Below are 25,324 nucleotides of genomic sequence, written 5' to 3' on the forward strand. Positions count from 1 at the left end.
CCGATAGCCCAAAGCCAATAGCCATTATTGCTCTGCGCCTCTGCGTTAAACCTACGATCCACGAAGCACGATTTTTTTGCCACAGATTCCACAGATAGGTTTGATTATTGATGTCATCCCTCATCCTTCATCCTTCATCCTTCATCCCTCATCCCTCATCCTTCATCCTTCATCCCTCATCCTTGTTCTATGCTCTATGTTCTATGTTCGTTTCCCTATGCTACAATAGCGCTCACGACCAACGGAGGCCCAATGTCGCTGCTTGCTTTTCATCAACTTGAAACCCCTGAACGCCGGTTATTGCAACGCCCGCCATGGCGCTATGGCCTGACAATTGGCTTGACGTTGCTTGGTGCCGCGGCCATGATTTTGTGGGGCGCGACGTTTGAAGGCCAAGTCGCGCAAGGGATTGTGACCGAAGTTGGTTCGTGGGTGCTGTTTACAACTGTTTTTTGTGGGCTGGCTTGGTTTCGCCAGCCGCGCGCCAAACGCCGGACGGCTGTGCTTTTCGGATTTTGGGCGGCAGTGGCAATTGTGGTCAATGCTGCTGCCAAACATGGCCTAAATCAGCATTTTCTGGCCGCAGGCTTGGGCGATTCGCCACGCTTGTATTGGGCTGGCTTATTTTTTATTCCCCCAACATTGCTGCTTTGGTACTCGCAACGCGATCAACAAATGCAACAGCATGGCTTGCACCTGCGCAAGTGGCGCGATCAAGTGTTGCTTGGTTTGTTGGCAGGGGTGTTCATTGCGCTGCATTTTTTATCGACGGTGCGCTTTAGTGGCATCGTTGGCCTCAGTATCAAACCTTTGCAATATATGTTTTGGTCGCTGGGCTTCGAAGTTTTTCAATCGCTCGGCGAAGAATTATTTTTTCGCGGCGTGCTCTTGCGTTCGTTGCAAACGATCTATAAGCTTAATTTTTGGCTCGCTACTGCTGTCACCACAGTGGCAAATCTGAGCATTTATTTAATTCGTAGCCAATGGCAAAATCCGATTCAAATGGTGGGCGTGGTGATTTATTTGTCGATGATGTCGATTGCTGCCTCACTGTTATTTCGCCGCTATCAAAGCGTCGTGCCAGGCTATCTGTGTAATATTGTGTTTAGTTTTAGTGCGATTTTACGCTGATGAATCGTGCTCACCGCCAGCGTGATGTGATTAGCATCAGCCTTTTGCTCTTGGCCATTACGATTGTGATGTACCTTGGCGAAGGGCGTTGGACGGCTGCGCCTGCCTTGCGCTACCTCTATTTAATTCCAATTGCCCACGCCGCAATGGGTTTTGGCGTGATGGGCAGCATGGCGGTGGCGATTTTGGCCGATCTGCTGTTTGCACCGCTCGTCGCAACCTCATTAGCCAAATATGGAATGTTGGGTGCGCCAACAATCGAGATTATTGTAACCTTGGTTTTGATGCCAGTCTTGGCTTATTTTGCTGGCAGCGGTTGGGGTCGGCTAAGTCGCCAGCGCGAGCTATATCAATTTTTGAGCCGCATGGGCGATTTATTTGGCCGTTCATTGCCGCGCGATCAGCTGCTTGGCGAGATTTTACAACAGGGCGGCACGTTGATCGATGCCCAAGCAGGCGAGATTATTTTGCTTGAAAACGGCCAAGCCCGAATTGCCGCTAGTTGGGGTTTTGAAGCCCAAGCCACCGCCGCCTACCAAACCAGCTTGGCTGCCTATATTCTCAAACGCAACGAACCTTGGTCGGCGACCAGCCTCGAAAATAACAGCGATTTTCAGCGGGTTGGCTTTGGCCAGCGCATCGATGCCGCCTTGGCTGTGCCGCTGCGCTTAGAAGGCAAACCAATCGGCTTATTGGCCTTCTACAATCGGCTTGGCGGCTTTAGCAAACAAGAGCAAGCCACCGTCGAAGCCATGGGCAGCAAAGTCGAAGTTGTCTTGGAGAACTTCCGCCAAATTGAGGAACGCTCAGAGCGTGCTCGTTTGCAACGGGAGTTTGATTTGGCGGCTGAGGTGCAGCAACGCTTTTTGCCCCAGCAATTGCCAACCATCAGCGGCTACGAAATTGCTGGCTTTACCCAACCAGCCCGCGAAGTTGGCGGCGATTTCTTCAATGTTATCGATTTAGCTGATGATCGTTGGTATCTTGGGGTTGGCGATGTTTCGGGCAAAGGCGTGGTCGGGGCATTTTTTATGGCCATCGCCATGAGCGTGATCGATTTATATTTGCACGATAGCCCGCCCAGCAACCAATTGAGCCTTGCCAATCGGCTCAATCCGCTGTTTTATCGCCGCATGGCGCAGCAAAAAATCAATACCGGCTTGGCCTATGCCATGCTCGATGCCAAATCTGGTCAGCTGCAATTGGGCAATGCAGGCTTGATTTCGCCCTTGCATATGCGCAAAGACGGCCAATGCGAGTATCTTGATTTGACAGGGTTTCCCTTGGGCGCTGTGGCCAACGCTCAGTATCACGAAGCAGCTTTGGAGCTTCACGCTGGCGAGAGCTTAATTTTCGTCAGCGATGGCGTGGTTGAGGCCGCCAACAACGAGCGCGAATTATTCGGCCTGAATCGGCTGCGCAATTTAATTAGTATGCTCAGCCAACGCCCAGCAGCGCAGTTGGTCAGCGAAATTATGAGCGCTGCCAACCATTGGAGCGACGGCCAATACCAAGACGATATGACCGTCGTCGTGCTGCGCCGCAACTAAGCGTCGCGATCTTCCTGCAACGCGCGCTGCAATTCCTCGATTAAGCCCAATGGTGCTAAGCGCACGCCCAGCAAATTGCTGACTTCCGCCGGATCGGCGTTCAGCACTTCGTCGATGCTGCGGAAGTGTTCGGCCAAGGCTTGGGCCAAACGCTCGCTCACAAATTCGTAGCGCAGAAAATCGGCTGCACTCAGGCGGCTGGCTGCTTGGGCGAGATTCAGTTCCTGCAAAGCGCCACGCAATGCAGCACCCCGCACGCCCAAATCGTAGACCGCATCAATCGCCGGAATCGCCAAGCGATCAGCTTCGCCAGCACGCAAGGCGATAATTGGCACATTCGGCGCAAGCGCCCAAACTGCGCCCAAAGCCAGCAAACTTGCTTGGGCTGGCTCGCTGGCATCAACCACAATACACGCCGCCTGTTGCAAGCTCTGCAAACTATGCTCAGTCAACGAAAGCGCCGCGTCAATCCCAACAACACGCAGGAAAAACGGCGCACTCTCCAGCACAGCGCGCAATTCTTGATTAGCTTGGGCATTGCCAAGCGTGTTAATCAACAAGGCATAGGGTGCAACGGTTGATGGCGGCAGATCAATCGCGCCAGTCGTGCCCGTAATTGCATTCATCAACGCGCTGGCCACCCGATTATTAGCATCAAAAATTTGCTTGGCATGTTCGGGTTTGACGAGCCGCTGCGCGCCTTGGGCACTCAACATCAACGCATTGTTATAGAGAAAAATCAATACATCGCGCATTTGAGGGTCGCTGTAGTGGTTTAATGTTGCCACTTGATTAATCACTGGATTGCGCGCATTCAAATAGAGCATGCCTTTGTTGGCAGAACTTTTGCGCTCAGCTTTGCGCTCATCGAGCATCGCCCGCAACAATTGCTTAATCGATTGGCTCAAATTGGGATCGGCTAAAAGTGTATCAACCTGCTCGGTCGTTTCGGAGTTTTCGGCAAAAATCAAAACCGCTGGAATCGATTCGGGCAGATATTGCGCAACTTGGGCTTGCACGCCCATTTCGGCGTAGCGTTCTTCAAGTTCCAGCCAACGCTCATCTTTATTGGTCAGCGCCTCGAAGATAAAATCGCCGCCAACATCTAAGCGCCGCAGGCCAATATGTTCGGTTAGCTCAGCGTAGCGGCGCAAAAACGGCTCATCGGGGAAATATTGAGCATCGATCACGCGCAACCCTTTGGCTGCAAACAACACCGCATGTTGGCCAATGCCGCCAGGCGTGGTGAAATAGAACAACAGCCGTTGATGGGGATCGTCGCTATTGATGCCGCTACGTGAAAGTTGCGATTGCTCAAAATAGCGCGGCAAATTCATGCGCCCTGCATCGGTATCAAACAGCACAATATCTTTGATCCGCGCAAACAGTTCGTCGGAAATTAACGCCCACGATTTAATCACCCGATTGTGCTGGGTAACGATCTCGCGGAACAAGCGTTGATCGTTGAGCGCTAGTTGCTCAAGATAAGTGAGAATCACTTGGCCAAGCGTGCGCTGCACCCGCTCGAAATATTCATCGCGGCGCAAAGCCTCGCGCGAGGTGGTTTCGCGCAAATTGGGACTTTCGACTACGCCTTTGACAAACTTGGCCCACTCTGGCAGCAGGCTGCGCTCGCCACGACAAACAAACATGCGCCGCACATAAACAATCAAATCGCCATGTTCACGCACATTCAAATAGGGCTGTTTGGGAATAAACAGCACCCCGCCAAGCTTGAAGGCTCCGTTATCTTCCTCGACATTCAGCGGAATCACCGCCAACACCGATTCGCTTGGATACAGCTCGTTCAAATAGCGAATATAGTCGCTTTCGCTGGCATCGCTATGCCATGGCGCTTGCATCACATTGACTGGGCGCGGCGATGGGTCAAGGTAAATCGGCACGCTGAGCAAATCGGCAAATAAACGAATCAGCCGACTCAGCTCATCTTCGCGCAGCAAATGCACTTGGCCTGGTTTGATCGCCACCGTGACGGTTGTGCCAGCAGTGGCGCGGGTAGTTTGGCCCATGCGATACGATTGCTCGCCGGTACATTCCCACCAAACTGCCGCCTCGCCTTCGCTACGAAACGAACGGGTCACAAACTCAATTCGCTCGCCAATGATAAACGCGGCCAGCATGCCCAAGCCAAAGCGTCCAATCAAGCGCTCGGCCAAACTGCGCTCGCCAAGCGCCTCAAGCCGCGAGCGTACAGCATCGGTGTTGCTTGCGCCAATCACCGAGAGAAATTGCTCGACTTCGGCCTCGGTCATGCCTGTGCCGTTATCTTCAATCGTCAGGCTGCGGCCAAATGGGTCGTAGCGCACATGAATTTCGGGCACTGGAGCGTTGGGATCATCGGCCTGGCGCACGAGGCAGGTATCGTGGGCATTTTGCAGCAACTCACGAATTGCCACATGCGGATCGGCGTATAAACTTTCGCCAAGCGTGCGAATCACGCCAGGCACATTAATCGTCATTTGACCTTGGCGAATTCCATGAGGTCGTTGCATACCAACTCCTTAGCCTTGAGTAAGTGCCAGTTCTAGCAGCGACATTTGGGAGTTTTGCACTGCCTCGCCTAGCTCGGGGGTTAGTTCGATGCCACTAGAAAGCAAAGCATAGCCCCACAAAGCGCGAACAACAGTTGCCCAACGTTGGTCGCTCGGTTGGCCATCGCGCAATTGCTGAATCAGTGGATTAAGCGTGTTGAGACACAGCACATAATCATCGCTGCGCTTGCGCCCCACCGATTGGACGAAATCAAGCAGGCTTCCACTACCTTTCAACAGGCTATCCACAACTTGTTCACGTTTATAATCGCTGTCACGCATCGCCAAAGCCGCCAAATTAGTTGGCTCGAAACGCATCGCATAGACCTGCATGCCCAATTGTGCGCAGTGTTGTTCAAGTTTGCGCCATTGGGAGTCGGTTTCAGCTTCGAGCAATTCGGCGATGCCAGCGGTGAGCGGCTGAAAACTTACGCCATGGCGCGCTGCACAATATTTTTTCAGAAATTTTTCTTCGATTAAATTAACGTGCAGCACTGGCACGCCGCGTGCGCCGACGATCGCTCGTTGCTGGGCACTGGGCGGCAAATCGTTGAGCACATAAAAAATTGTGCGTTCGCCAGCAGCGCGTACTGGAATTCGCTCCAGATAGCGGCTCAAGGTAATTGGCCCAATATCGCTCTCGAAGGTTAGCAAATCGGCAACTGCGGCAAAAAATTGACTATCATTCACCGCTGCTTGCTTGATGCCGCTGTTATATTGTTTGACCACTTGCAGAAACGTGGCTGGCTCGCGCTGGGCCAAACGAATTAAGAACGAACGCACTGCGTCGGCCAAAGCTTCGCGCAAGGCCCGATAGTTGGGCCGATCGATCATAAAGCCTTCGCGGCTGGCAACCAATTCGAGCAACGGCGCATCGATAATGCCACAGACAAACGTCGCCCAATCGGGCAACAATTGCAGATCTTCGCAAACATACATGCGTCGCTGAAAGACATCGAGCTTGCGCGGGCGAATTTTCAGGGCTGCTGAACTTGGCATAATTGCCAAAACCCCGCTACATTCTGCATTGTGCTGCTTGATGGCGATTGGCTCAACCGCCAAAGGCACCGAGCCAAAGCGATGCTTCACATAGTCGATATATTCATGCTCCGAGCCATCCAAATGCCATGGCCCGTTCATGCGATTGATTGGACGCGCATCGTCGCCAAGGTAGACCGGAAACTGAATAAAATCGGCATAGCGAATGATCGTTGAGCGCAACGTGCTTTCATCGAGCAAATTGTAGAACGCTGGCTCCAACTCAATCGTGACCGTAGTGCCGATAGTTTGGCGCGTGCCTAGCTCAAGGCTATAATCGGCACTACCCTGCGAGCGCCACAACACCGATTGCTCGCTGCCTTCGGCCAAGGTATCGACGGTTACTTGCTGGCCAATCACAAAGGTCGAGAGAAAGCCAATCCCAAATTGACCAATTAACATTTGAGCGGCGTTCTGATCGGCGGTTGAAAATTTGACTTGGCGGGTTTGGCTGGCTCCAATTGTGGCCAAATAGCGCACCACATCGTCGCGAGCCATGCCAGTGCCATTATCTTCAACAATTAACAAGCGTTGGTTTGGCTCGATGCGCACATGAATCGCTGGCTTAAACAGCGCTTGTTGGGCAATCCGCCGCACACACGAATCGCTGGCATTCTGAATTAGCTCACGAATCGCAACATGCGGATCGCTATACAAATTTTCAGCCAATAAACGAATGAGATGTTCAAAATCAACCTGAAATGTTCCAGTACTCATCACTCAGCGCTTTCCGATTAGACGATCAAACCATGAGCCTTGTTTGTTGGTGGCGGTGGGCGCTGATTGTTTTTTGGTCAGCGTTTCGATCCATTCGCGAGCTTCTTTCAGCCGATGCTCAAACTGTTGGGTTTGGGCAAAATGATAGGCTTCGTTGGCAAAATACCAGGCTTCGTCGCTACGATTCAATTTATGCAACGCCCGCACATTAGCTAACAACGCCCAAGCCTCATCGCGAGCGTGCAAGCGTTGGCGAGCCAAAGCCAGCGCTTCGCGGGCAAACTCCAAGGCTTGTTCGCCCATCTCTAATTGTAGGGCAATTTCGGCGCGCCACATGGTTGCATCTTGATGATCGTTGGCACAATCGTAGGCTAAGGCTGCGGCAACATTTTCGCTAAATAAATTAAACGCTTCTTGCAAATTGCCTTGTTGATAGTGGAGATGGGCCAAATAGCGCCGCGCCAGCACAACCCAAGCTGGGTTGCCCTCGCGCTGAGCATACTCAAACGAGAGCAAGCCATAGCGCAAAGCATCGGCATGGTCTTCCCGTTGCGAATGCAGGCGTTGCAGCACGCGATAAAAGACATAGCGGTAGAAATCGGCGGAGTAGGTATCGTGGCGAATGATGCTCAAGCCCTGTTGGGCATAGCTCAGGGCATCATCATACTCTTGCATAGTCATGGCATTGCCAGCAAGCAAGCGCAAACAATCGAGTTGCCAAGCGCTGGTATTGCGGGCTTCGGCTTGGTGCAAACAATCGCGCAACAAGGTCTTGATTTCGGGCCAACGACCTTTGAGATCAAGGTCGATCAACGCGCTACAGAGCCGAATCGTGGCGACTAATTCATAGTGTGGCTCGTTCAGCTGCCGTGCGCGTGCCAACATCGTGGTTGCCAACTCCAAGGCCTGCTGACTTTGGTCCAAGTTCATCAGGGCTGCGGTGAGCTTTTGGTAGCACAGCAATTCATTATCGCTATCGGCCTCCTGCCGCGCAACGACAATTCCCTGCTCCAACAAACTCGCAGCGCTGCGAAACTGGCCTTGCCGAAAAAGCTGAGTTGCTTGATTACAAAGATCGGCGGCGTATCCCATCGCACCAACCTCCCGCCATTGGACAACCTAAGACCAGCATGCTTGGGGCGCGTGCTGGCCTCATTGTCGGTTTAGTATTGAATTTGGGCGTAATATGGCCGATCGCCAAGTTTTTCGCGCCCACCTAAAAAGGTCAATTCAATTAAAAATGCTGCCTCAACTACCTCGGCCCCAAGCTGATTGAGCAAATCGCAGGCCGCGACCACGGTTCCGCCTGTTGCCAAAAGATCGTCGATCACAACCACGCGATCACCAGCTTGCAAGGCATCGTGGTGAATTTCCAAGCGATTAGTGCCATATTCCAAGCTATAATCAACGCCGATGGTTTGGGCTGGCAATTTGCCTGGTTTACGAATTGGCACAAAGCCAATTCCCAAACGCAACGCTAATGGCGCGCCAAAAATAAAGCCCCGCGATTCAATGCCGACAATCGCTTGTAATTGCTGGTTGGCATAGCGCTGGGCGAAGTGCTCAATCGCTGCATCGAAGGCTGCTGCATTGCCCAACAACGGCGTAATATCTTTAAATTGAATCCCTGGAATTGGAAAATCGGGGATATTGCGAACAAACTGGGTTAAATCGAGGCTCATTCAATAATTTCCTTGGCCGAACCCGGCCCAGCTTCAATATAACGACGAGCAGCCGCCACCAATTGGGTTAGCCGACCATCAACAATTTTGCGCCATTCAGCTGACTCTTGATCAGTTAATGCGCCGCCGCCATAATGCAACTCCATGGCCAGCTCCCAGCCACGGCGTAAAGCAAATTTTTCGATAATCGCTTGGCGATCTTCGGGCCAGCGCTTGATATAGCGTTGAAAGGCAGTTACTAATTTTTTGGAGCCATCAGCGTTGAGTGCGGGCAAGTCGAAATAGTTATTATTGGCATCTTCCGGCGCAGGGCTTTTGGCGCTCGAAAAGTAAATTGTTTGGGTGGTAAAACAATAGCGTGCCTGACCTGCCTTCTCATAATCGCCGGGATTGCTGGCAATTGCCCCAATCAACATGCGATCAGTGATTGTCATAGGCTACTCCTGTCTGGATTGTGCTATAGCGAGTCTAGCATAGCCAACACGCCATCGCAAGTTGCTCAGCATGCTGCCCGAATCGTTATAGCTTCGGCTACTAGCGCAGTACGAACCGCTTGGGCAAAAGCGAGCGCTTGCGGTGTATCGCTATGCAAGCACAAACTTTGCACGGTTAACCTGATTGGTACATTAGTATAACTTGGAAATGGCATGCCTTTGGCAAGCGCTAAAGCCTGTTGGAGTGCCACCGTTTGGTCGTGATGCACAGCTCCCGCCAATGTTCGCGAACGTAATTGGCCATCATGTTCATAGGCTCGGTCGATAAAGCCTTCGGCGATTGTCTGCACGCCTGCCGCTGCCGCTTGTTCAAGCAAGCTGCTGCCAGCCAAGCCCATCAAGGCAAGCGTCGGGTCGAGCTGCTTGATGCTGGCGATCAGCAATTGAGCTAAGTCGGAATCAACCGCAGCTTGATTATATAAAGCACCATGCGGTTTAACATAGCGTACCTTAGTCCCTTGCTCACTCGCCAAACGTTGTAACTGGGAAATTTGCTCAATGATGCTCGCTTGGAGTAGGCTTGGCTCAAGCGCAATCACCACCCGCCCAAATTGCGCCCGATCTGGGTAACTTGGATGAGCACCAACACAAACATTGTGCTGCTGCGCTAAACTCAAGGCCTTGCGCATGCTCGTTTCGTCGCCAGCATGGCCGCCGCAGGCAATATTGCACGACGAAAGCAGCGGCATCAACTGGGCATCAAACGCGCTGCCTTCGCCCAAATCTGCATTGAGATCGATGCTCATGCCAGCCAATCCTCGGCTAGGGCTTTGGCTCGCAAACGCCCAGCCAAATTCGAGCGCACCAGATTGCTATCCACGCCCTTCGATGGCAACCAAAAACGGGTTTCGACCATCAGGCCATCGGCTTTAACCGCCGTAATCAACACTTCGGCGGCGGGTTTTTCGAGCACATGCTCAGTGGTGCGGGCAATTTCAGTTAAGGCTTGTAAAACAGGGGCAAAATCAACATCACGTTTGAGCGTTAATTCAACACTATGGCGGCGTTGCACGTAGCGGGTCAAATTGGTGATTGTGCCAGTGTAAATCGTGGCGTTTGGCACCATTACCTCGCGACCATCGGCAGTGCGCATGGTCGTTGCACGTACTGCAATATCGGTCACAGTGCCTTCATCATTGCCAATCAAAATCCGATCGCCAACCCGAAACGGGCGCTGAAACAACAACAAAATTCCCGCCGCTAAGTTTTTGGTGATGTCTTGCAGCGCAAAACCGATGATTAAGCCGCTAACGCCTAAGCCAGCCACAAACGAGAGCGCCAACTGGCCCCAGCCCATCACCAGCAACACAATCACCAAGCCTGCGACGATCACCAAAATCCGCACCAAGCGCAAAATTAAGCTTTCGGCTTCGCTCGGTAGCTCAACTCGCTTCAATACGCGATTGGTCGCACCGTTGGCCAGCCGAATGCCATAGCGCAAAGTTAATAAGATGACGATTGCGGCCAGCACCCGTGGCAGCACCCGAATCGCAAACTCCTGTGCCTGCTGCCCCCATAGATTCCAATCCATAGACGATCCTCATACTTGGCTTATTGCGGTTTGGTTGAGTAGAGAACTGAGCCGTTCGAGGCCCGAATAGTGATGTTTTTGTAGCCAACATCAGTTAATAAACGCCCAAGCTCTTCGCTCGCTTGTTGTTGCGATTGTGAAAGAATGCCTTTTTCGAGCGCATCTTGACGAACTTGCTCACGCAGCGTATTTTGGGCTTCGATGGTCATATCGGCAATTTCATGGGAGCAGCCAGGCAACCACTTGGGCGTATCTTGGGCGATCAGTCGGCTATTTTGGGTATCAAGCTCGTTGCTCAACAGCTCAGCATCAGGCAGCACAATTTCGACGGTAGCTTGGTCGGGGTAGCCATCGTTGCTGACAATTAAGCGTTCTTCGCTAATTTTGCTTAAATCGATGCCTGCTTGCACATTGAAATAGCCAAGATAGGTAATTTCTTCTGTGCATGCACCAAGCAAGCCATGTTCGCGAATAATTGTCGTATCTTTGGTGAAGTTCATCGAGAGGGTTGAGAGTTTAGATTGGCGGCGGATTGCTTGAAGTACAGTCATACCTGGTTTAATCGTTGAGGTTGGTTTGGCCATAATCCCATCAACACCAAATGATGGCGAGAGAAATGCATACCCAACTACACCAATCAGCGCCAATACCAACACCAACATAAGCGTCGTCCGAATTCGCATAGGGTTATCCTCCCCACTATGAAATAGCCTTACGCGTGATTATAGTAGCCGAGATTAAGCCAAAAAACAAAAGAAGCGTCCCACAATATTGTGGAACGCTTCTTGCTTCTATGATTGTCTATGGAACAGCAACTAGCGATAAGGCCGCAGCGCGCCATAATAGTGATTGAGCCAGTAGCTGCTGTAGATGCTGACAGCACCAACACCCGAAGCGGGAGTCATTGCATTGACCATAATGCCATCGCCAACGTAGATGCCTACGTGGGTGATGCCAGGGCCAGCAGTGCCAGCGTAGAACAACAAGTCGCCTGGTTGCAAGTTGCTCATGCTACCAATGAAGGTACCATAGGCGCTGCTATATTGGCCAGCAGCACTGTGAGGCAAGCTCACCCCAACTTGGCGATACAAATACTTGGTCAAGCCGCTGCAATCAAAGCCGCTTGGGCTTTCGCCACCCCAGCGATAGCTGTAGCCAACATAGGCCCACGCCATCGAGGCAACGTCACCACTTGCCGTACCGCCGCCACCGCCACCGCCGCCACCAGCAGGTTGTTGAGGCTTGGCGGGATTGCTCTTTTTAGGAGCAGGTGCAACCGGCAGTGAAGGAACGTTATCGGTAAATGGCACCCGGCGGAACACAAAGTTGCTAACATCAACCAAATCTTGTGAGATCCAGCCTTTGGTTCCCTTGGCTGTTTCGACTTTGACCCATTCTTTGTAACGAGCCAACAAGCCTAATTCAGCGCCTTTGCTCAGTTTACCCAATGAATCGAACTTGGTGCTTGGGCCAGAGCGCAGGTTTACGCCTTCGTCAGTTGCCCAACCAACCAAAGCTGGGTTGGCTGATGGAATCGATTCGGCTTCGGCGATGCGATCAGCAACCCCAGCTTCAAGATTCAAGAATTCTGCTGAAACCCAACCAACAGTACCTTCACCAGTTTCAATTTGATACCAGCCTTGATAGCGGGCCAACAATGAAACTTGGTTATCAAGGCCCAGCTTCTTCATACTGATATAGTCAGTACCGGGGCCATCACGCAAGTTCAAATTGTCTTGGGTGATTTTGCCCACTTTGGCTGGTGGTGGGGTTGGCACGTTTGGCGCATCGGGCAACGCATCGATCACTGCTTGATCTAAATCGACCAAATCAGCGGCGAGCCAGCCTTCTTGGCCACCTTCGGTGCGCACTTGCACCCAGTCGGCGTGGCGAGCCACAACCTTTACCTTAGTGCCAGAATCTAATTTATCTAAGCGATCGAATTCAGTGCTAGGGCCATTGCGCAAATTGGCAATATCGCCGCTAATAACTGCTTCGGGATAGGTCGGAGTATTATTGACAGGTCGGCCTACAGGAATAACCAACGAATCATCAAAGTCTGGACTCGTAATTGGCCCATCGCCAACACCTGGATCAGGCGTGGCCTCTGAATCATTGAGGGCTGTCAACGGTGCTGGTTCGTTACGGTGGGTCATGGTCATCAAACCAAGGGCTGGCCGAACTTGGCGTTCAGCAGTTGGTGATGCGCTGACCAGAATTGCTGTATCGACCTGAGGCGTGGTGGCGTTTTTGTTGACCACTAAACCAACAGGCAACAGCGAAAGCACCATGAGATGAAGTAGGTAGCGACGTGGAGCTTTACGCAGGTACGATGGAACCGCACGAAGTGCAGAAACAGAACGGGTATTTACGCGTTGGCGTAAACCGGTCGTTCGTAAAAGCGAATTTTCGTTGTTCACAGCCCGCTGCTGGAAGTCTTGGAGATCATGATCTTCTTGGATCAGATCATTCGAGGACTTAGCATCTTGCATGCAGCTGTAACCTCCCTATTATCAAACGCGGCTTAATGATATCGCGCTGACAATTAAATAATTAACGTTTATGCATCGTGCAATGCCGAAAGGGAAGTTAACATATTTGTTCCATGTTTGCAAATCTCAGCTATTTTTCAGACTCCTCGCTTAAGCTTTTCAGCTGCTTGTCAGATAGGACTTTTAGGCCATTCCAAAGCCATAAATTGCCTGATTTTCGCTCATTTTAGAACATACTTTCTTGAAAATGGATGAGAAAACTCTAATCATTATGTGATGTTAAGCACAAAGTTGACCATAATTTAGTTGTAAAATTAAGCTCATTTTTACCAATTTTCGCAGCTTTATTAATATTATTTAACTAAAATATGAACCTGAGATAGCCCATGCTGAAGCGATTAATCGCGCTTTTAACGGATTTAGGGCTATCTAATCATCCAAACGTGATCATGAACTAGGCTTTCTCATAAACCTTAATCATCTGGGCTGCAAAGCTGTGCCAATTAAATTGGCTGGCCCGTTGCAAACCACGTTGGCGATATTCGGTATTTAATGCTTGATCATTTAACATGCGCAGCATTGCCATGGCCCACGCTTCAGTATCGTGCGGCGGCAGCAAAATTCCAGCTTCACCAACGATTTCGGGCATGCTACTGGCGTTTGAAGAAATAACGGGCGTGCCACAACTCATCGCTTCTAATGGTGGCAAGCCAAAACCTTCATAGGTGGAGGGCCAAACAAATGCACTCGCGCCAGCAAAGAGCGCCGCATTTTCTGCATTCGATACGCGACCAGTAAAAATAATATCAGCAGCTAAATCTTCATCGAGGATTGTGGTTTCTAAAGCAGGGAAAAATGCTGAATTCACTTTGGGGCGGTTGCCAGCAATCACTAATTTAATTGGTTGCTCGATGCGGCGACGCACGCGGCCAAATGCACGCAACAGCGTCGTGAGATTTTTACGCACATCAAAGCCGCCAATATAATAAAAATAGGGCTGGGTAATATTAAATCGTTGCAGGGTTTGGCTAATTTGTGCTTCGCTCTGCGGTTGATAATCAGGAGCAACGCCTTCATAAATCGTATGCACTTGTAAGGCGTTGACCTTCAAAATATCAATAATATCATCACGAGTATGGTCGGAGACCGCAACTAATTGACGGCAACGCCGTACAGCGCTGGTTGCTAGCGCCGTGTATGCCCGCATCACCATCGAGCCACGATAAACCGGCAAAATTAATGGAATCAAATCGTGCACCGTGACCACGGTGGGCACTAATTGGCGGCGTGGCGGTGCATAATAGGGCACGTGCAACATATCAACCGCCAAACGCAGCGCAGCCCGTGGCAACTCAATTTGCTCATACCAGATTTTGGCCAATTTTGGGTGCAGCTTATCGAATGGAGTTGGCACCAAATCGACCGCAATATGCGGAATTTGGGGAATTTCGGCATGGGTGTAGGCGGGCAAGAAAAGCACATATTCATGCTGAGGCCCAACGTGGGGCAAATGTTCAATTAAATGGCGTAAATATTGGCCGCTGCCGACCATTGGTTCAGCCCAGAACGTGCCACTAATCCCAATCCGCACAATAAATACTCCCATTGCTGCTAGCGATCAAGCTGCATTATACCAGTGCTCAAGCCGATTGCTGCTAGTTGCCAAACATTGCCACAACCCAGGTGATCAGAAAAATCGAGAGAATCGTTGGAATAGCGGTAATTAATGGAAAAATACTTTGCAGCACCTGAAAGCTCGCCCGCTTGCCAGTGCTCAATTTAGCAGCATCATTCGGATGAATTTCCCAGGTTTTGCCTTTAAAGCGCTCGCTGCGCCGAATTTCGACCTGCCAATGCTGGCTTAGCCACTGGCCAAAAAACCAATTTTCGCTGGCTCGAACCCCACGCAACCACCACAACACATTGCCCGCCAAAATCAAGGCAGTTAAGAATAATTGGCTGCCATTCATCAGCATGCTCCTAAAAAACCAAGGCAGTGGTAGATTGTACCACTGCCCACGCTCGCTGTTTACTTATAACCCATACGGAGTGCACCATCCAAACGAATGGTCTCACCGTTTAACATTGGGTTTTCGAGAATATGCTGGGCCAACATAGCAAACTCAGCAGGGTCGCCCAAGCGCGGCGGGAAGGGCACTTGAGCGGCTAAAGTTTGGCGCGCTGGTTCTGGTAAGCCAGCCAATAATGGCGTATCAAACGTACCTGGGGCAATCGTCATAACCCGAATGCCATGGCGCGCCAATTCGCGGGCAGCAGGCAAGGTTAGGCCAACAATCGCACCTTTCGAGGCACTATACGCTACTTGGCCAATTTGGCCATCGAAGGCAGCAATCGACGCAGTGTTGATAATGACCCCACGTTCGCCAGCGGCGTTTGGCTCATTTTGGCTGATGCGTTCAGCGCCCAAGCGCAGCGCATTAAACACCCCATTTAAGTTAACTTGCATGACTCGATTAAATGATTCGAGGCTATGCACACCATTACGGCCCAGAATTTTCTCGGCACTACCAACGCCAGCGCAGCTAATAACTGCTTGTAAACGGCCATTAATCGCAATCGCTTGATCCAAAGCGGCGGCCAGCGAGGCTTCATCGGTTACATCGCAAGCCACAAATTGGGCATTTGAACCTAATTCATTGGCCAGTGCCATCCCAACCTCTGCATTGCGATCGGCAATCACGACCTTGGCTCCAGCGCTATGCAAGCGGCGCACGGTCGCGCCACCCAAGCCCGAAGCTCCACCAGTCACCACCACACTCAAAGCTTGAATTTCCATTGTGGTTCCTTATTTAATGGGGGCCAGTTGCTGGGGGCTGAGATCGGGCGCAAGGTGGCTTTTGGCTTTTAGTGTTATTGGAATACGCCAAAACATTCCTATAGCCTCATGCCTATAGCCCATAGCCATTATTGCTCTGCGCCTCTGCGTTAAATCTAATACTGATCCCTGTCCCCTAACCCCTGGCCCCTACTCTATACTCGCTCAATAATTGTGGCGGTTGCTTGGCCATGGCCGATGCACATCACTTGCAGGCCAAATTGGGCATCGCGGCGTTCGAGTTCGTTGAGCATTTTGCTCATCAACACCGCGCCAGTTGCGCCCAAAGGATGGCCGTGGGCAATCGCGCCGCCATTGGGATTGACCCGATTTGGATCAAGTTTGAATTCGCGCAGCCATGCCAACACCACCGAAGCAAAAGCCTCGTTAATTTCCACCAGATCAATATCGTTGATGCTCAAACCTGCTTTGGCCAGCGCTTTGTGGGTTGCAGGAATCACTTCGAGCAACTGCATGCGCGGATCGCCAGCGGCAACCACTCGCGCCCGAAATTTGGCACGCGGCTTGAAGCCATCGGCGAGAGCTTGTTCACGTTCGCCAATTAATACCACCGCAGCACCATCGGAAATTTGGCTGGCATTGGCGGCAGTCACCACGCCATCGGCGCGAAACGCGGTTCTGAGCGTGCCCATTTTGGCGCGATCAACCTCAAAGCGAATGCCTTCATCGTAGATCAATTCGTGGGCATTGCCAGCTTTATCGCTGCCAACAATTGGCATAATTTGGCTGCTAAACCAACCAGCTTTGGTGGCAGCGGCAGCACGCTGATGGCTCTCGAAACTCCAATCGTCAAGCTCGGTGCGCGACAATTGATATTTCTCGGCAATCAATTCGGCGGATTCGCCTTGATGCACAAGCTGGTGTTTTTCATTAATTGCAGGATTGAAGGTGGCGAAATCGCCAGTTACATCGCTGAACATCGGCACACGGCTCATCGATTCGACACCGCCTGCAATAACATACTTTGCATCGCCTGCAGCAACTGCTTGCGAGCCAAAATGAATCGCCTGTTGGGCCGAGCCACACATGCGGTTGAGCGTAACCGCAGGCACCGTAATTGGTAAATTTGAAAGCATCACGCCCAAACGACCAATATTTGCGCCTTGTTCACCAGTGTTGGTAACGCAACCAGTCACCACATCTTCAATTAAGCTTGGGTCAATTCCAGTGCGTTCAATGAGGGCATTGAGCACATGCGCATACAAAACATCGGGGCGCACGTCGCGCAAGCTGCCCTGTTGGCGACCAATCGGCGTGCGAACTGCATCAATTAACACTGCTTCAGCCACGAGGCTACCTCCTTGGAGCTACTGACCACCTGTGTTATCAGCGAGTATAGCAGATTCTAGCGCGAGGATTAGATGCCCTCACCCCAACCCCTCTCCCGTGGCGCGGGCGAGGGGCTTTTTCGCTCTGTGGTGCAGCCATGAATTGGCGCGGGCGAGGGGCTTTTCGCTCTGTGGTGGTTTCGTGATTTTTGGTGGCTCCCCCTCGCCCGCATTTTCGTGAACGAGTGGGAACCACGGAGTCGGTGCTCCCCCTCGCCCGCGTTCAGTGGGAGAGGGGCTGGGGGGTGAGGGAAATCCATTCAGCAACGGCTATATTCTTTGCTCTATGTTCTTTGCTTTACGCTTTCGATTTAGTAATCCGTTCGATGCCGCCCATGTATGGCCGCAGCACTTCGGGAATCGTCACGCTCCCATCGGCATTTTGGTAATTTTCGAGAATTGAAATAATTACCCGTGGCAAGGCCAAGCCCGAACCATTCAGCGTATGCACAAACTCTGGTTTTGCGCCAGCTTCTGGCCGATAGCGAATGTTGGCGCGCCGCGATTGATAATCGCCGAACAGGCCACACGACGAAACTTCAAGCCATTCGTTCATGCCAGGTGCCCACATCTCCAAATCGTATTTGACGGTGGCAGTGCCCAAATCGGCGGTGCACAATTGCAACAAACGATAGGGAATATTCAAGCCTTTGCAGACATCTTCGGCGTTGCTAATTAGCGAGAACAGCTCATCGTAGCTAGTAGCAGGCTCGACCAATTTAACCATTTCGACCTTATCGAATTGATACAGCCGCTTGATGCCACGGACATCGCGTCCAGCGCTCATTTGCTCGTTGCGGAAACATGGCGTGTGGGCAACATAGCGCAATGGCAATTGAGCTTTATCCAAAATTTCTTCGCGATGCAAGTTGGTTACTGGCACTTCAGCGGTCGGAATCAGCCACAAATCGGTATCTTCGATGTGAAAAATGGTGTCGGCAAATTTGGGCAAGTTGCCAGTGCCAACCATAGCATCGGCTTTCACCAAGTAGGGCACGGCCAATTCGGTATAGCCATGCTGATCGACGTGCATATCGATCATCCAGCTGATCAAGGCTCGTTGCAAGCGCACGCCCAAGCCTTTCATCACGAAAAAGCGGGTTCCGCTCATGCGCACACCACGCTCAAAATCGAGAATCCCTAGCTCTTCGCCAAGCTCCCAGTGTGGCTTCACCGCAAAATCGGCTTCTTTAATTGCACCTTCGACGCGCACCACCACATTATCGTGTTCATCTTTGCCAACAGGCACTTCGGGCAACGGCAAGTTGGGCAAATCGAGCATCAAATTATTAAGCTCAAGATCAATTGCATTGGCTTGAACATCAAGCTCGCTAATTTGATCACCAACCAGTTTCATGGCCGCAATTTTCGCATCGCGTTCGGCTTTATCTTTGGTGCGGGCAACATCTTTCGAGCCAGCGTTGCGCTCGGCCTTAAGCCGTTCAACTTCGGTAATCGCCTCACGGCGTTTCACATCCAAGTCGAGCACTTGATCGACTAAGCCAGGATCGCGGCCAACTTTGGCAAAACCTTCACGCACAACATCGGGCTGTTCACGAAATAAACGAATATCAAGCATGCTGAAACTCCTTGAATAGCTATGCCTCGATTGAGGCAGGAACTTGATCTAATGCTTCAATTGCCACCACAATTCCTGGCCGAATTACGCCAAATGCCACATAGAAGCGATAGGCTTGCTCGGGCTTGGGCAGGGTTTTGCTGTGTTGATCGTTGAGCAAAAACATATATAAACTATCGCGGTGCAAGGTGGCCGAAACGGCCTCAGAGCGATGCACCTTAACCTGATTAACGCTGCCGTCGATCGTTTCGACTTTGGCTTTTTTCAAGCGCTGGCGGGCTAACGCGCCATTAATTGCGCTGATTAATGGAAACAAAGCGATTGCCAAAGGAACCCAAAATTGCCACGAATTGGTGCGTTGGGTCAGGGCAAAAACCAGAAAGAACCCACCAAAGGCCAAGCGAATCCAAATATCAAAAATTGAAATTTTCAAAATCCGCTTGATTTGATCAGGGTGCAGCTCGCCCCGCCGATTGCTTTGCAACTCGGCCTTGATGCCCCAAACCAGATCAGTTGCTTGTTGCGGGGCGATTTGGGCGTTGTGTTCGAGAATTCTGGTTAGTGCTTCGCCGCTGGGGCGTTTGGATTGACGCTTGCTCATGCTGTTTCAACCGCCACAATAATGCCCATCCGTGAAACGCCTTTGGCGACATAGATTGTATAGTTTTGGCCGACGGTGAGCGGCTGATCGCCTAATTTGGCCAAAAGCGCATACGAGCGTTTGTTGATCACCAACTCCGATTCAAACATCGCAAAGGGCACTGGGCGAATTTTTTCGAGCTGGCCGGTAATTGCCTGCACAACCCCAGTTTTGAGTGCAGCCTGGCTTTGGCGGCGCGTCCAAGCGTTGAAAAGCAGCACCGCGCCTAAAGCCACCACCACCCAGCCCAGCCCATCGGCGCGCGATATGCCAAAACTGATCAGGGCAAGCCCAACCAACAGCATTGGCAAAAATGGCACGCGAAAGGCCCGCATTGCTTGGAGATGGCGTTGTTGGTCGGGGGCAAGTCGGCCTTCGCGATTATGAATTAAATCGGATGCATCGCCACGCATAATCATACATGTTCCTCTGGTTCTGGCTCATTCAGCGCTTCTGCTACCAAGCTCCGCTGGGGCTGGGGAATTGCGCTCAATGTGCTATAGATGATTGTTTCGATTTCGTACAGGCGGCGTTGACCGCGCCGCAAGACCGCAAATTCAAGCACTTGGTGGCTGCCTTGATGCAGAATTGCTTGGCGAATCCAGCTTTGCAGCACACCTTCACAATGCGGACAGATCGATTTAAGCTCGCCGCTTTCGCTACTAGCTTGCGCAACCGAGGCCAAAAAAGCTGGCATTTTGCTAATATCAGGCAGCGCATGACTAAAATTACATTGTTTACAGCGCACCACAATCGATTCTTGATCAGGTTGGGCAAATTGGGTGCTCATTAGCCGCTCTTTGGTTGGGTTGAGCAAATCGTATGATGGTTGTTGCATGCCGCCACCCCAGGCCAAGCGGCTAAAAATCCAGAGAATAATGACCAACCCAAGAATGCTACCGAAGGTAACTAAGCCGACTTCCCATGACATATAAAACCTCAAACGCTTGGTTGAGCAAACATTTCGCCAATTAAAAACGCTCTTCGTCCCTAGAGAAGGACGAAGAGCGTAAAACTCTCGTGGTGCCACCTTCGTTCGTCGTTGCATGGCAACAACCTCGAAAAGCTTGCTAACGGAAGCAACCCGAACGCGGGGCGTTAAGACTCAGAAATTGGATAGTTTGGCAATGTTCGCCGCAATCGCAGCAGCTGCGGCTCTCTGAAGAACAAAAACGCTCAAACCACGGATTTCGTCAACGTCAATAGGCCCATTATACCACGAAGCCTCAGCAGCCCGTGAGGCTTATTGGCGATGCTGGTTCCGCCAAAAGACCGATTCGATTGATCCACGAAGAGCACGAAGGACACGAAGGAGGGAAACCGCGAAGGCCACGAAGAGCGCGAAGCACAAAAACTACCAAGCTTTATTTTTCGCCACGAATTCCACGAATTGTACGAACAAGGTTCCGATAGCCAATCGCCTATAGCCATCGTTTCTCTGCGCCGCTGCGTTAAATCTTTTTGCCTTATGCCTTCATACTTATGCTCTATGTTCTATGCTCTCTGTTCTTTTTCGCCTTTTGACTTTGCTTCATCCCTCATCCTTCATCCTTCATATTTTCAAAATAGACAATATCGCCAGCATTGAGCAGGGCTGGTGGGGAAGCAGTTGAATCAAACAAGTGCAAGGGGGTTGTGCCTAAAATATGCCAGCCGCCAGGCGAGCTTTGTGGATAAATCCCAGTTTGATCGTTGGCAATTGCAACCGAGCCAGCAGCAACTTTGGCTCGTGGGGTGGCGCGACGCGGCAAATGCAAGGCCGCAGGCAAGCCATCGAGATAGGGAAAGCCAGGCAAAAAGCCAACCATCGCCACGCGATATTCGGCGCTAGCATGCAACTCAATCACTTGATTAACGGTTAATTGGCAGCGCTCGGCAACTTCAGCCAAATCAATGCCATCGTAACGTATTGGAATTCGATGGATGGTCGGCGTTGGCAAGGTTTGCTGAGTAACTTGGAGCCGATGAATGCTCCGCCGCACTTGGCGAGCATTGGTCTTAGCCACATTAAATACAACAGTGACTGTTTCTAACCCAGCAACCACATCAAGAACCCCAAATAATTGGGCATTGCGCAGCGTCAAGGCTAATTGAGCTGGCTGCGCGGTTGTAATCAACAAGGCACTATCGCCAAATAGTTCAATCTTTAGCATACGTAGAACCTAGAGCAAAGAACATAGAACATAGATAAAAACAAAAGGCAGAAGTCAAAAATCAAAAAAGCGCTGAAAGCATGTTGGCTATCAGCTTTGGGATTTTCATCCTTCAGCCTTTCGCTCTCTGCAACTCTGCGTTAAATCCTGATCCACGAAGGACACGAAGAACGAGAAACCACGAAGCACACGAAGACCAATTTTTAGCCACAGATTGGCACAGATTTGTATGATTTGCTTCTTGCTTTCCCATAGCCTAGAGCCAATCGCCCATAGCCATCGTTTCTCTGCGCCTCTGCATTAAACATCTGATCCACTAAGGGCACGAAGCGCACGAAGGGCAAAAACTACCAAGCTTTATTTTTCGCCACGAATTCCACGAATTGCACGAACAATGTTCCGATAGCCCAAAGCCTATCGCCTATAGCCTCGTCTCTTTTGACTTGTGACTTCTGACTTTGCCTTTTCTTTCATCCTTCATAATTCATCCTTCATCCTTTTCTAAAATGGTTCCGGTGGGCGAATTTTATAGACCATAGCTGCAAACCAAATAATCATGCCAAAAATTGCACAACCACTGGTAATGAGAATTGCTGGCCAACGGCCCCAGCGCGTGTGTTGCCACAGCCAATCGAGGGCAATTCCGGTAGTCAGGGCAATCGCCCAAGCGCTAAACATCAACCAGCGGGTGGTAATGGTCGAGCCATTGATAATTGGGAAGGCCGCCAAAACGAGGCTAACCACAAAGGTTGCGCCAGCTACCAAGTGCAAACCACGATGCTTGCGCGCCAGCCACCAGCCAAATGGTGCAATGAGCACGGGCAACAAGCCATAGTGTCGCCAAAAACCAAGCTCAATCATATCCCACAGCAATTGCATGCGCGGCACAGCTTCGCGCTGATTGACCGCGTTCATGCCGCCTTCGGCAAACGATTGGCCTTGCTGCAAAAATAGCCCGATAAAGCTAGAATAATAGACAGCCCAGACCAGCACTTGGGTTGCCACAAGGCTGGCTAAGAGTGCCCAACCCTGCGAACGCGGGCCGCGCCACCACAGCCACAGCACCAACAAACCGCCCATCAAGCCAGTGTTGAGATAAAAGCCAAAGTGGCCGAGGGCAATCGTGCTCAAACCAAGCGTAATCCAAAGCCAATTCCGTCGCTCATGCCAATGTTCCCACGTCCAAACCATAAACGTCGCCAACAGCAAAGCCACAAATTGGCTAAAAATATGCGAATCAAACGACCAAGCGTTGGTCATAAAGCCAGCTGGCACAAGCCCATAGATGATTGCGCCAATGAGCGACCCGCGCTGTGAGCCAGTTGCCCGCAAGCCCAAGCAAAACAACACTGGCAAGGCCAAGGCTTCACAAGCAGCTGCGGTTAATTGCAACAACCATTCTGCCGAAATTCCGGTCAGAGTCAGCGGTTGCAACAAGGCATACAAGACTGGTGGATACGGAAAATCAATGCCGCGATGGCGCGAGGGTCGAAACAAATCGCCAAGATTGGTCGCATGAATCCGGTTACGATGAAAGCCAATGTCGCCTGGCATATGTTCGAGCAGCAAACGCCCGCCCAACTTGAGCGACCACACCAGCACCGTCGCCAAAATGAGCCAACGCAAGACATCGCGATTTACTGCTAAGCCCAAGCGCTGCAACATTGGCGGCAAGGCCCAACGCAACAGCAGAAGCGCAGCCAAACCGTATAATGTTGTTTGGGCAACCGCTGGCGCTGCATAGCTCGCACGCAACGGCGCAAACCAGGTCGCCGCCACAATGCCCAAGCCAGTTAAGCCAACCGCCAAGCCAATTTCAAGGCTCGAGCCACCAAGCCAGAGCACACTTAGGCCAAGCGTTGTGAGCAAAAAGAGCCACGCCAAAGTTGGCCAAAGTGCTGGCCAAGCCCAACCGCTGCTGCTCAATTGCCCACCGCTAAATGCCGCCCCCAATTCACGCGGGTCGTCGGTAGCAATTGGCTGATCAACCTTAATCGCCACCTTACCAGCAGCATCTGCAGGCAGCAGCACGTGCAAAATTCGCCCAGCAGTGCTAGAAAATTGGCTAGTGCCTATGATCAAATTTGCTGGATTGCCTGTGAGTTGCGGCAAATCGAGCCAATAGTTGCGCTGCGCCACATAGGGGAAACGCAATTCTGCATTCAGGCTCGACCAACGGTAGCGCGCAGAACGATCGGGCAATTGTTCGCCAGCATTAAAGCCTACGACAAATGGAGCATCGTTGTTGATGCCCTCTTCCAAGCCAATATTCAACGGTACTTGCCATTGGCGATTGGAGACAAGCCCCAAGCCAATTAATAGGCCAATTAACAACGTAACCAGCGTCAACCATTGGCGACGCTGGCTTAATACATTCAGTGTATCAACTACCATGCTGCTTGCAAAATCCCCAGTAAATCTTCAACTGATGGGGCCAACGGGTTATGATAAACCGCCCCATCGCTAAATGCCTGTTCTGCCAACATCGGCAAGGCATCCTTGGGAATGCCCAAATCGCGCAATTGGGTAATCAGGCCGCAATCGCTGGCCAACTGGCGCAAGCCTGCAATCAAATCGTCGATCACTTCTTCACGCGAGCGGCCACCAGTGTTGATCCCAAAGGCCCGCGCAATCCGCGCATAGCGATCAGGCACGGTGTTGGCGTTGAATGCTACCACATGCGGCAAGAAAATTGAATTCAGCAAGCCATGATGCAATGGGAAATGGCCACCAGTCGCGTGAGCCAAGGCATGCACCGCACCCAAATAGGAGTTGGTAAAGGCAATTCCTGCCATACACGAAGCAATTAACATCTGTCCGCGCGCTTCTTCGTTGGTTGGGCCGTGGTGAGTTGCATCGCGCAGATAATTGGAAACAATCTCGATTGCGCCCAAGGCCAAAGCATCGCTCATTGGCTCAGCTTCGGTCGAGACATAGGTTTCAAAGCCATGAGTCAGCGCATCCATGCCCGTGGCAGCGGCCAAATGTGGTGGCAAGCTTTGGGTCACTTGTGGGTCGAGAATTGCCAATTCTGGCGCAAGATATGGGCTGGTAAACGAGAGCTTAACATTATTAACTTCATCTTTGATCACAGCAAAATTGCTAGCCTCAGAGCCAGTGCCAGCCGTCGTTGGAATCGCCACCATTGGAATTAAGCGCCGCTCAAGCACATTAATTCCTTCGTAATCGAGCAAGTTGCCGCCTTCGGTAATCACAATTCGCATCGCTTTGGCGGTATCAATCGGCGAGCCACCACCAAGCGCAATCAGCAAATCGGCTCCAGCCTCGCGGGCTTGGGCAGCAGCAGCTTCGACCACCGCAACTGATGAATTCGGTGGCACATCGCTATACACGCCAACAATTTCGATCGTTTCGGCCAACGCTTGTTGTACTTGCTCAACCAAGCCCGATTTGACCAAGCCTGCATCGGTCACAATAAAGCCTTTGGTTGCACCAAGCGAGCTTAATTCAGCTCCCATTTCAGCCACCAAGCCAGCTTTATACAGAACCCGTGGAATCAACCGAAATTCAAAGAATTCTTGCATAATCAACTCCTTGTATGTTGGGGTCGGGGATCGGG

Annotated in this window: 22 protein-coding genes; 2 read left to right on the forward strand and 20 right to left on the reverse strand. The window is 51.4% G+C overall.

All coding sequences use genetic code 11. From position 1 onward, the window contains the following. Nucleotides 1-252 precede the first annotated feature (252 nt). The gene (locus JOD20_RS03915) at nucleotides 253-1,131 is read left to right on the forward strand and encodes a CPBP family glutamic-type intramembrane protease (protein ID WP_204754009.1); all 879 of its coding nucleotides are present in this window, start codon (nucleotides 253-255) and stop codon (nucleotides 1,129-1,131) included. After that, complete coding sequence (locus tag JOD20_RS03920) at nucleotides 1,131-2,681, forward strand: PP2C family protein-serine/threonine phosphatase (protein ID WP_204754010.1); 1,551 nt, start codon at nucleotides 1,131-1,133, stop codon at nucleotides 2,679-2,681. Before JOD20_RS03915 ends, JOD20_RS03920 begins: the two co-directional genes overlap by 1 nt. On the opposite strand, the gene JOD20_RS03925 is transcribed toward JOD20_RS03920, so the two are convergent. From JOD20_RS03925 to JOD20_RS04020, 20 genes are all read right to left on the reverse strand, one after another. Beyond that, nucleotides 2,678-5,194 carry an ATP-binding protein gene (locus tag JOD20_RS03925; protein ID WP_204754011.1) on the reverse strand — a complete coding sequence of 839 codons (2,517 nt, stop codon included), beginning with the start codon at nucleotides 5,192-5,194 and terminating at the stop codon, nucleotides 2,678-2,680. The two genes, JOD20_RS03920 and JOD20_RS03925, sit on opposite strands and share 4 nt — an antisense overlap. 9 nt (nucleotides 5,195-5,203) lie before the next feature. Continuing rightward, nucleotides 5,204-6,988: an ATP-binding protein gene (locus JOD20_RS03930; protein ID WP_204754012.1), complete on the reverse strand. Its 1,785-nt coding sequence runs from the start codon at nucleotides 6,986-6,988 to the stop codon at nucleotides 5,204-5,206. Between the two features lie 3 nt (nucleotides 6,989-6,991). Next, entirely contained in the window at nucleotides 6,992-8,080 is a 1,089-nt protein-coding gene (locus JOD20_RS03935) for an ATP-binding protein (protein WP_204754013.1), read from the reverse strand. Nucleotides 8,081-8,151: 71 nt separating this feature from the next. Further along, nucleotides 8,152-8,670 carry an adenine phosphoribosyltransferase gene (locus JOD20_RS03940; protein ID WP_204754014.1) on the reverse strand — a complete coding sequence of 173 codons (519 nt, stop codon included), beginning with the start codon at nucleotides 8,668-8,670 and terminating at the stop codon, nucleotides 8,152-8,154. Beyond that, complete coding sequence (locus tag JOD20_RS03945; protein ID WP_204754015.1) at nucleotides 8,667-9,104, reverse strand: hypothetical protein; 438 nt, start codon at nucleotides 9,102-9,104, stop codon at nucleotides 8,667-8,669. Before JOD20_RS03945 ends, JOD20_RS03940 begins: the two co-directional genes overlap by 4 nt. A 65-nt stretch (nucleotides 9,105-9,169) precedes the next feature. Then, nucleotides 9,170-9,910, reverse strand: coding sequence for a 5-oxoprolinase subunit PxpA (gene pxpA / locus JOD20_RS03950; protein ID WP_204754016.1), 741 nt, complete (start codon nucleotides 9,908-9,910; stop codon nucleotides 9,170-9,172). Next, nucleotides 9,907-10,695: a mechanosensitive ion channel family protein gene (locus JOD20_RS03955; RefSeq protein ID WP_204754017.1), complete on the reverse strand. Its 789-nt coding sequence runs from the start codon at nucleotides 10,693-10,695 to the stop codon at nucleotides 9,907-9,909. Before JOD20_RS03955 ends, pxpA begins: the two co-directional genes overlap by 4 nt. Before the next feature lie 20 nt (nucleotides 10,696-10,715). Next, nucleotides 10,716-11,378, reverse strand: a complete 663-nt coding sequence (locus tag JOD20_RS03960; RefSeq protein ID WP_204754018.1) for a DUF4230 domain-containing protein — start codon at nucleotides 11,376-11,378, stop codon at nucleotides 10,716-10,718. A 132-nt stretch (nucleotides 11,379-11,510) separates the two neighbouring features. Next, nucleotides 11,511-13,187, reverse strand: a complete 1,677-nt coding sequence (locus tag JOD20_RS03965) for a C40 family peptidase (protein ID WP_204754019.1) — start codon at nucleotides 13,185-13,187, stop codon at nucleotides 11,511-11,513. A gap of 454 nt (nucleotides 13,188-13,641) precedes the next feature. Beyond that, the gene (locus JOD20_RS03970) at nucleotides 13,642-14,778 is read right to left on the reverse strand and encodes a glycosyltransferase (RefSeq protein ID WP_204754020.1); all 1,137 of its coding nucleotides are present in this window, start codon (nucleotides 14,776-14,778) and stop codon (nucleotides 13,642-13,644) included. Nucleotides 14,779-14,842: 64 nt separating this feature from the next. After that, the gene (locus tag JOD20_RS03975) at nucleotides 14,843-15,157 is read right to left on the reverse strand and encodes a hypothetical protein (protein ID WP_204754021.1); all 315 of its coding nucleotides are present in this window, start codon (nucleotides 15,155-15,157) and stop codon (nucleotides 14,843-14,845) included. A gap of 59 nt (nucleotides 15,158-15,216) precedes the next feature. Beyond that, nucleotides 15,217-15,984: a 3-hydroxyacyl-CoA dehydrogenase gene (locus JOD20_RS03980; RefSeq protein ID WP_204754022.1), complete on the reverse strand. Its 768-nt coding sequence runs from the start codon at nucleotides 15,982-15,984 to the stop codon at nucleotides 15,217-15,219. A gap of 194 nt (nucleotides 15,985-16,178) precedes the next feature. Then, nucleotides 16,179-17,333 carry an acetyl-CoA C-acyltransferase gene (locus tag JOD20_RS03985; protein WP_204754023.1) on the reverse strand — a complete coding sequence of 385 codons (1,155 nt, stop codon included), beginning with the start codon at nucleotides 17,331-17,333 and terminating at the stop codon, nucleotides 16,179-16,181. Nucleotides 17,334-17,670: 337 nt separating this feature from the next. After that, on the reverse strand, nucleotides 17,671-18,951 hold the full coding sequence (serS, locus tag JOD20_RS03990; protein WP_204754024.1) for a serine--tRNA ligase: 1,281 nt from the start codon (nucleotides 18,949-18,951) through the stop codon (nucleotides 17,671-17,673). A 19-nt stretch (nucleotides 18,952-18,970) separates the two neighbouring features. Beyond that, nucleotides 18,971-19,552 (reverse strand): hypothetical protein, encoded by a 582-nt coding sequence (locus tag JOD20_RS03995; protein WP_204754025.1) that lies wholly within the window; start codon nucleotides 19,550-19,552, stop codon nucleotides 18,971-18,973. Further along, on the reverse strand, nucleotides 19,549-20,010 hold the full coding sequence (locus JOD20_RS04000) for a hypothetical protein (RefSeq protein WP_204754026.1): 462 nt from the start codon (nucleotides 20,008-20,010) through the stop codon (nucleotides 19,549-19,551). The genes JOD20_RS03995 and JOD20_RS04000 overlap by 4 nt, the downstream gene beginning before the upstream one ends. Next, nucleotides 20,007-20,522, reverse strand: a complete 516-nt coding sequence (locus JOD20_RS04005; RefSeq protein ID WP_204754027.1) for a hypothetical protein — start codon at nucleotides 20,520-20,522, stop codon at nucleotides 20,007-20,009. The genes JOD20_RS04000 and JOD20_RS04005 overlap by 4 nt, the downstream gene beginning before the upstream one ends. 607 nt (nucleotides 20,523-21,129) lie before the next feature. Then, nucleotides 21,130-21,744, reverse strand: coding sequence for a 5-oxoprolinase subunit PxpB (pxpB, locus tag JOD20_RS04010; RefSeq protein ID WP_204754028.1), 615 nt, complete (start codon nucleotides 21,742-21,744; stop codon nucleotides 21,130-21,132). A 501-nt stretch (nucleotides 21,745-22,245) separates the two neighbouring features. Beyond that, nucleotides 22,246-24,138, reverse strand: coding sequence for a glycosyltransferase family protein (locus tag JOD20_RS04015; protein WP_204754029.1), 1,893 nt, complete (start codon nucleotides 24,136-24,138; stop codon nucleotides 22,246-22,248). Then, entirely contained in the window at nucleotides 24,132-25,289 is a 1,158-nt protein-coding gene (locus JOD20_RS04020) for an iron-containing alcohol dehydrogenase (protein WP_204754030.1), read from the reverse strand. The genes JOD20_RS04015 and JOD20_RS04020 overlap by 7 nt, the downstream gene beginning before the upstream one ends. Between the last annotated feature and the right edge of the window lie 35 nt (nucleotides 25,290-25,324).

The sequence above is a fragment of the Herpetosiphon giganteus genome (assembly GCF_016907925.1).
Taxonomy (GTDB): domain Bacteria; phylum Chloroflexota; class Chloroflexia; order Chloroflexales; family Herpetosiphonaceae; genus Herpetosiphon; species Herpetosiphon giganteus.